This window comes from Frankia sp. R82, from assembly GCF_023716925.1.
Taxonomy (GTDB): domain Bacteria; phylum Actinomycetota; class Actinomycetes; order Frankiales; family Frankiaceae; genus Frankia.
In genome coordinates this window covers 1-7803 of record NZ_JAMQQG010000230.1, presented here as the reverse complement: position 1 = coordinate 7803, position 7803 = coordinate 1, and the positions used below count along the sequence as shown (strand labels likewise).

The window sequence follows — 7803 nt, the reverse complement described above, 5'->3', positions numbered from 1 at the left end:
GCCGATCATCAGCAGCCCGCCAGCTGGCTGATCGAACAGACCCTCCCCGGCCACATCACCTGGACCACCCCCACCGGCGCCCAGCACCACACGCACCCTGACAACTACACAGCGAACTAACCGGCAGCCGAGGCTGAAATGCCCCCATCGGATGGTGTGACGGCACCAGAAGCCGACAATGGCCACCGGCGTACTCGGGTGCACCGGGGGATTCTCTTTCTTTCAACCACCTCGATATGACGGAGAATTCCATCCTGGGTAAGATCGACGGAGGAGCCGCATGACTCCCCTTGAGGATCGGATGCGACTCCTCAGGTCGACGGCTACTAACGATGATCCGAACCCTCGGGTTCGGCCACCCAGGGTGGGCCTTGTCTTGTCACCTGTGTCCGCCGCGTCCTGGACGCACATTCGCGCCATCGGTACCCAGCGACAACCGCGATGCTCTGTCACCGGTCGCCAACACCTCGAGGGGCTCTCGCCGGTGGTGTCATCGCCGACGAGATTCCCGATCTCGCCGAATGAACTCGTGGCGTGGGCACCCAGCCGTTCACCTGGTCGATTTCCGTGGCCGACAACCCGTCGGTGACCATTGGAACGGGGCGCCGCGCGACGATGCGCGACGCCCCAGATGTTCCTGACTTACAGGTACAGACCGTGACTGGTGTCAACGAGTGCAGGACGGGGCAGGCCTCGCCCGTCGCGAAGGGCAAACAGCTCGGCGAGGGTCATTGTCGAGCCCACCCCCTCGGCCGTACCAAGCCAGGAAACCGCTTCCGAGTGGGGCAGGGCACCGACCTCGATCTGGGCGAGGCAACGACCTGGACGCACAACCGCAGGATGCAGCCGGAACAAATCCTCGTTGGTGGTCAGGGCGACCAGGACCTCGCGTCCCTGACCCACCAGGCCGTCGGTGAGGTTCAGCAGCCGCGAAAGCTGCTGACCGGTTGTTCCTCGGCCATCGCCGCGGATGAGCTCGTCGCAGTCCTCGATGACGAGCAGACGCCAGCGCCGGCCGACCGGCTGGCCCATTCGGTCCTCGGCGCGCTCGCCGCCTCCCTCAGCGAAGGAACCGGAGCCTTCTCCAGCGCCGTCGTCATCCAAGCCATCGTCGCCGCTGGTCCCGGCCTTCGCCTCGGCGCGGCCAGGGCCTCCCCCATCTCCCGGGGATCCGGCGGCGATGGAGTCCGACGGGGTCCCGATCGTGGGCTCAGCCGTCTCGGTCTCACCATCGTCATCAAAGCCGATCGCGACCTCCATCATGTAGGCCGGGTCGGCGAACAGCGACTCGGGGTCCAGTACGCAGTCGACCTGGCACCAGGACCGCCACTCGTGGGCCAAGGCGCGCAGCACGGTTGTCTTCCCGGTACCCGCGGGGCCGTGTAGCAGGATCAGCCTGCCGGCCACGGTTTCGCGGCGGACAGCCATCAGGGCGTCGAGGCCGCCCACAGTCGAGGCAGCGTAATTGCCCCGGATCGACGACCAGCTCGTCGTCGCCGTGCGGCGACTGGTCCGGATGGGCCCTCGCTGGCTCGACAGGTACCAAAAGCCCATGGTCACGTTACTGTCGACACCGGCCTCGGCGGTCGAGGACCGCACCACGTCATCGAGAACTCCGCGGGCAAGCTGCTCGGTGACTGCGGTGACGGTGACCTCACCTCCGCCACCGCGCCAACGTACCGCCCGGACGGTCCACCCCTCGCCGACAGCCAGGCGCGAGTCGCGGGATTCTTCAACTACCGAGCGCAGCAGACGCGCTCCGGATGGCAACAGCGTGGCCCCCGGTCGCAACCGGTCGAGCCGCGCGCTGCGGGCCCAGGGCTGTTCACCGGTTGTGAAGGGGGCGAGGGCGAGCGCGTCGACCACGTCGTATGGGGTGTCGGAATCGTCCAGGCCGACGACAAACGGGAGCTTCATGCCGCCGCTCAACGACTCGGAGACCATCCAGGACTTGGGCAACGACGCCTTCTGGTTTGGAACAGACACGCTCTCGATGGTCCCGGACGCGTGGGGATTTCACCATCCCGTTACCGGATTTACCGCGCCACGCCGCGACACACCGCGACGCAGCCACGACATCCACGATCATCACGGCCGACCAGACCAGAATCAATGGCCACATTCGGTCGCCATCCGATCGCCTTGGGTGCCGATCGACCTGTGCCCCACACCTCACGGGGAGGACCTTCCGCCAGGCTCGCTGTGATCCCTGGAGCCGACCGCATCCCTCGGTAACCAATCTCCCATCGGCGCGCCTACCGAAAGGAGTCGCCCTGTCACCTCAGGATTCCGGTGGGAGGTGGTACCCAGTGCTTGGTGGACGGCTCGCAATCCGAACAAAGCGCCGCGTATCCGCGGATGTGGATGTCCCTCGCTCCGGGGCGTCCCATCCGGAGTCCCTGCCAGTCGAACCCTCGAGCGGGATGGATCCGAACCGAGCAGCGCAGGCCTCGTTCACGTCGCCGCAGCCGGCTGCGGACGACGCCGCGCTGTCCGGGATCACACAGGCCGATGGGCTCCCCCGCATTGGCCCCTTCGACCTGGCTGATCGGCCTCCGGATGGACGCGAACGCGCCGACTTCGGCGCGTTGCTCATCCCGCGGGTGGAAGGCACCTGGCTCCGACTCTCCCTTGCCGGCCCCCTGCCGGCGCTGATCGTCACGGACGGCGCATCAACTGTCGAGCTGTCCGTTCTCGCCGCGCCACGCCGAGAGGGCCTGTGGGCCGCGGTCCGCGCAGACCTGCTGGCAGCTCTCGACGAGGAGGACGGAGCGGTGGTGGAGATGGGAACGCGCGGACCCGAGCTCCATCTGCCGGTTATGACCGAGCAGGGACCGACCAGGGCACGCGTCGCGGGGATAGACGGACCGCGCTGGTTTCTGTGCGCGGTGTTCACCGGCGAGGCCGCCACCGATCCGTCGGCAGCTCCTGCCCTCGACGAGCTCCTTGACGCGACGGTCGTCGTTCGTGGTTCGGCACCGATGCCGGTGCGCGAACCGATCCCGCTCATCCCGCCCGATCGTCGGGCAGCACCGGTTGTGGAGGTGCCCAGCCCCCGCGAGACCGCCGAAATCATCACCCTCGGTAAGCGAGGCATGTTTGCCTGATCGGGTGGCCGGGCGCGCTGTCGTGGACGCGGGTCGTGGACGCGGATCACGGGACGCAGGGCAGCTCACGGGCGCGGGTTGACGGGACGCTCGTCCGGGCGCGGGCTGCTAGCGTTGCCGGTCGTGTCCCGTTCCGCAGGGCGACCCGGCACCAGGGCGGGCCGCGGATGACAGTCCACTTCATCGGGGCCGGGCCTGGCGCCGCGGATCTCATCACCGTCCGCGGGCGTGAGCTTGTTGCCGCGAGTCCGGTCTGCCTGTATGCCGGCAGCCTCGTGCCGGCCGAGATGCTGGCCTGGTGTCCGGCGGGCGCCCGTCGGGTCGACACCGCCCGGATGACGTTGGACGAGATCGTCGCCGAGCTGTGCGCCGCCGACGCGGCCGGGCAGGACGTCGCCCGGCTGCACTCCGGTGATCCGTCCCTCTACAGCGCGCTGGCCGAGCAGATACGCCGGCTGGACGAGGCGGGTGTCCCCTATGACGTGACGCCAGGCGTGCCGGCGTTCGCGGCTGCGGCCGCGGCTCTCCGCCGAGAACTGACCGTGCCCGGGGTCGCGCAGAGCGTGATCCTGACTCGAACGTCCGTGGTGTCGAGCCCGATGCCGCCCGGCGAGGACCTGGCCACTCTGTCAGCGTCGCGGGCGACGCTCGTTCTGCATCTGGCGGTGCACCGGATCGAGGAGGTCGTCCGCGAGCTGACTCCGCGTTACGGCCCGGATTGTCCCGCGGCCGTGGTGGCGTGGGCGAGCCGCGACCAGGAGACGGTGCTGCGCGGCACTCTCACGGACATCGCCGGACGATCCCGCGCCGCAGGCCTCACCCGAACGGCAGTGATCATCGTCGGTCAGGCGCTGGCCGCGGACGGTTTCCAGGACAGCTTCCTGTATTCCAAGGGGCGGTTCGCCCCGGACGACGGCCGTCCGGCACCTCCCTCCGGATGGTCGTCGGTGCCACCGGCGCCAGCGGGGTGCCCGACGCCTGCGGAACAGGGGCCACCCGCATCACCCGCATCAGCCCCGGGTGCCAGGCCATCCGGGGTGCTGCGCCGGGTTCTGCTGCTTGGTGGTAGCGGCGAGGCACGTCAACTGGCCACGGCACTCGCAGCGGACGGCCGGCACGAGGTGTTGTACTCGCTCGCCGGACGGGTGCGGGATCCGCGAGTGCCGTCGTCCTGCCGGATACGGATCGGCGGGTTCGGCGGGCCGGACGGACTCGTCGAGCTTCTGCTGGCCGAGCGGATCGACCTGCTGGTCGACGCCACGCACCCGTTCGCGGCCAGGATGCAGGCGTCCGCGGCGACGGCGTCGGCCGCGAGCGGGGTGCCGCTGGTGGTACTGCGTCGACCCGGTTGGCGGGAACAGCCGGGGGACGACTGGCGTCGAGTGCCGTCCATGGCGGCCGCAGTGGAGCTGCTCGACCGGTTCGCATCCGCCCCGGCCACCGCCACTGACCTCGCCCTCTCCACAGATCCCGCCACCGCCGCCGACCCCGTCCCTGCCACGGATGGCGTCGTCCCGGCGGACTCGACGGGGTCTGGACCGCGGGTTTTCCTGACCACCGGACGCGGCGATCTCGGGTTGTTCGCTCGACTGGACCGCCCCTGGTTTCTGGTTCGCTGCGTCGAACCACCCGACGCAGCGTTGCCGCCACGGCACGCCGTCCTGCTCGACCGGGGGCCGTTCGATGTCGCCGCCGAGCGGGATCTGCTGCGCAGGTATGCCATCGACGTCGTCATCACCAAGGACAGCGGCGGCCCGATGACCGCCGCCAAGCTGACCGCCGCTCGTGAGCTGGGTCTGCCCGTCATCCTCGTCGACCGTCCCGCGACGCCACCGGGCATCGACCTCGTCAACATCGTCGATTCCGTTGACGCCGCACTCACCAGAATCACCGCACAGCACGCGAGCTGACGCCGCACCAGCGATGCCACGGCGCTGGTGGCCATGGGATCAAGAGGCACAGGCGCAAGAGGGCCTGCAGGGCCAGGGCCCTGGACGGGTGAAGCTACGGCGCCGGGTAGCGGCGGGGGGTGTAGACGAGGTCGCCGTCGGGACTCTGACGCACGATCCGGGTCGTGGACGAACCGACGAGCAGCAGGCTGCGCATGTCGACGACCGCGGGGTCGATGGCACCGAGCGTGGTCACGGTGACCGTCTCGGTGGGGCCGCCGACATCCCGGCCGATCACCAGCGGAGTGTCCGGACCACGATGTTCCCGAATGACCGTGAGCGCCCGGTCCAGCTGCTCGCGACGGGTCCGCGACGCCGGGTTGTACAGGGCCAGGACGAGGTCGACCGCGGCGGCCGCCCGCAGCCGCCGCTCGATGATCTCCCAGGGTTTGAGCCGGTCGGACAGCGACAGGACGCAGAAGTCGTGCCCCAGCGGCGCGCCGACCCGGCTGGCCACCGCCTGGGCCGCGGTCAGTCCCGGCACAACCCGGACCGCGACCTGCGCGAACCGTTCCTGCGCGGCCGCCTCGACGACCGCGGTGGCCATCGCGAACACGCCCGGATCGCCCGAGGACACCACCGCCACCCGGGCGCCGGCGGCGGCGAGTTCCAGAGCGTGTTCGGCCCGGTCGGCCTCGACGGTGTTCCCCGACGGATGCCGCCGTTGACGTGGGTCGACGGGCACCCGGTCGAGGTACGGTCCGTAGCCGATCAGGTCCTCGGCGGTCGCCAGCGCCGTCGCGGCCTGCGGGGTGAGCCAGGCCGCGTCCCCCGGTCCGAGCCCGACGACGACCACCTCCCCCGCCGGCCGGTGATCCGCCGCGACCGGCCCGTCGTCGATCGTGGTGGCAGTCGCGGCTTCGCCCTCGGCGGCCGGGCGGGTCACCCACTCGGCCTGGCCGGCCCGCAGCGGGGCCGGATCGCGCGGACCGCGCACGGGACTCGGCAGCACGGCCAGGGAGAAGTACGGTACGGAGGCCGGGTCCACCTCGTCGAGGCGGGCGATCCGCTGACCGGTGGTGGTGGCCCGCTCGACATACCAGGTGTCACCGAGACGGCCCGCGTCGGTGAACGCCTCGCGCACACCGGGGAACGTCCGGCCCATCTTGAGCACGACCGCGGTGTCAGTTCCAGCGATCCGTTCGGCGAGGACGTCCGGCGGCAGGGTGCCCGGCAGCACGGTGAGCACCTCGTTGCCCTCGACGAGCGGCCGGCCGAGCACCGCGCAGCCGGCGGACAGCGAGGTCACCCCCGGGACGACCTCGGTCGGGTACCGGTCGGCGAGCCGCCGGTGCAGGTGGATGAACGAGCCGTAGAAGAACGGATCGCCCTCGCTGAGCACGACGACGTCCCGGCCGGCGTCGAGATGGGTGGCCAGCCGCTTGGCGCAGTCCTCGTAGAACTCGTCGATCGCCCCCCGGTACCCGCCGGGATGGCTGGTCGCCCCGGTCGTCACCGGGTAGACGAGGGCCTCCTCGAGCTGGTCGCCCCGCAGATGGGCGGCGGCGATGGACCGGGCGATGCTGCGACCGTGCCGAGCGCCGTGGTAGACGATCACGTCCGCGTCCCGGATGAGCCGGGCCGCCTTCAGGGTGATCAGCTCCGGATCTCCCGGTCCGACCCCGACCCCCCACAGCCGTCCCGTCACGTCCACACCGGCGGCCGGCTCGGATGCCGTGGTCATTCCTGCTCGCTCGCAATCGCGTTGATGGCGGCCACGGTCATCGCGCTGCCCCCGCGACGGCCGTGCACCACGAGGTACTCCAGGCCCGCCGGGTCGTCGACGAGGGCCCGCTTGGACTCGGCGGCCCCGATGAACCCGACCGGCACGCCGAGGACCGCCGCCGGCCGTCCCGCCCCGGCCGCGACCAGTTCGAGCAGCCGGAACAGCGCCGTGGGCGCGTTGCCGATCGCCACGACCGCGCCGTCCAGCCGCGGCGCCCACAGGTCGACGGCGGCGGCGCTGCGGGTGGTGCCGAGCTGCGCGGCCAGCGCCGGCACCCGCGGGTCGCCCAGCAGGCACAGCACCTCGTTGTCCGCCGGCAGCCGGCGCCGGGTCACGCCGACGGCGACCATCTGCGCGTCGCACAGCACCGGCGCCCCGGCCAGCAGCGCCGCGCGCGCCGCGGCGACCACCCCGGGGCTGTAGGCCAGGTCGTCGACCAGATCGACCATCCCGCACGAATGGATCATGCGCACCGCCACCCGGGCGACATCCGCGGGCAGGCCGTCCAGGCGGGCCTCCGCGCGGATCGTCGCGAACGACCGACGGTAGATCTCCGCCCCGTCCCGGACGTAGTCGTACTCCGGACGCGGCGTACCCGCCGACGTCGCAGCCGCCATCAGCCCGACTCCCCTCGGTGCAACGCCCGCGCGCCCGCCACCGCGGCCACCAGACCCGCCCAGTCCGCCACGCGCGGACCGTCACAACCCTCGCCCACGCCGCCCGTCGCTCCCGGCCCGCCCGGCTCGCCTGATGCCCAGACCAACACCGTGTCTCCTACATCGCCGCTGGCCGAGGGATCGCCATTGGCCAGGGACGAGACGGGCATCGCAGCCGAAGGGGCTGCCGTAGACGAGAGGGCCGCCCGGCGTACCCGGTAGCCGTCCGTCGTCGCCACCACCTCGACCACAGCACCGGACGGCTGCCCACACCGCCGGCCGCAGCCCGACCAGTGCACCGGCAGCACCCGCCGGCGTGGTCCGCCCGGCGCTGCCGCCGCCCGGGTGGCGTCGCGGCGCACGTC

General features: G+C 71.2%; 5 protein-coding genes and 2 pseudogenes. 3 read left to right on the top strand and 4 right to left on the bottom strand.

Annotation, left to right across the window (positions count from 1 at the left end):
- Positions 1-642: 642 nt before the first annotated feature.
- The gene (locus ND747_RS19045; RefSeq protein WP_251735099.1) at positions 643-1986 is read right to left on the bottom strand and encodes a DUF5925 domain-containing protein; all 1344 of its coding nucleotides are present in this window, start codon (positions 1984-1986) and stop codon (positions 643-645) included.
- A gap of 437 nt (positions 1987-2423) precedes the next feature.
- Here ND747_RS19045 and ND747_RS19040 point away from each other — a divergent pair, with 437 nt between their 5' ends.
- The 3 genes and pseudogenes from ND747_RS19040 (at position 2424) to ND747_RS30180 (ending at position 5017) form a co-directional block, all read left to right on the top strand.
- Positions 2424-3107, top strand: a complete 684-nt coding sequence (locus ND747_RS19040) for a DUF3710 domain-containing protein (RefSeq protein WP_251735098.1) — start codon at positions 2424-2426, stop codon at positions 3105-3107.
- A gap of 167 nt (positions 3108-3274) precedes the next feature.
- Positions 3275-4006: pseudogene (gene cobM, locus ND747_RS30185) on the top strand (precorrin-4 C(11)-methyltransferase); the annotation flags it as partial.
- Between the two features lie 48 nt (positions 4007-4054).
- Positions 4055-5017, top strand: coding sequence for a cobalt-precorrin-6A reductase (locus ND747_RS30180; RefSeq protein ID WP_374216271.1), 963 nt, complete (start codon positions 4055-4057; stop codon positions 5015-5017).
- A gap of 94 nt (positions 5018-5111) precedes the next feature.
- Here ND747_RS30180 and ND747_RS19030 read toward each other — a convergent pair whose 3' ends face one another.
- The 3 genes and pseudogenes from ND747_RS19030 to ND747_RS19020 form a co-directional block, all read right to left on the bottom strand.
- The gene (locus tag ND747_RS19030; protein WP_251735094.1) at positions 5112-6740 is read right to left on the bottom strand and encodes a precorrin-2 C(20)-methyltransferase; all 1629 of its coding nucleotides are present in this window, start codon (positions 6738-6740) and stop codon (positions 5112-5114) included.
- The gene (locus ND747_RS19025; protein WP_251735092.1) at positions 6737-7399 is read right to left on the bottom strand and encodes a precorrin-8X methylmutase; all 663 of its coding nucleotides are present in this window, start codon (positions 7397-7399) and stop codon (positions 6737-6739) included. The genes ND747_RS19030 and ND747_RS19025 overlap by 4 nt, the downstream gene beginning before the upstream one ends.
- Positions 7399-7803 (bottom strand): annotated as a pseudogene (locus ND747_RS19020) (hypothetical protein); the annotation flags it as partial. The gene ND747_RS19025 and the pseudogene ND747_RS19020, both read right to left, overlap by 1 nt.

Coding starts and splice junctions, on each gene's coding strand:
- ND747_RS19040 (WP_251735098.1), top strand. CDS start 2,424: ATGGATCCGAACCGAGCAGCGCAGGCCTCGTTCACGTCGCCGCAGCCG.
- ND747_RS19030 (WP_251735094.1), bottom strand. CDS start 6,740: ATGACCACGGCATCCGAGCCGGCCGCCGGTGTGGACGTGACGGGACGG.
- ND747_RS19025 (WP_251735092.1), bottom strand. CDS start 7,399: ATGGCGGCTGCGACGTCGGCGGGTACGCCGCGTCCGGAGTACGACTAC.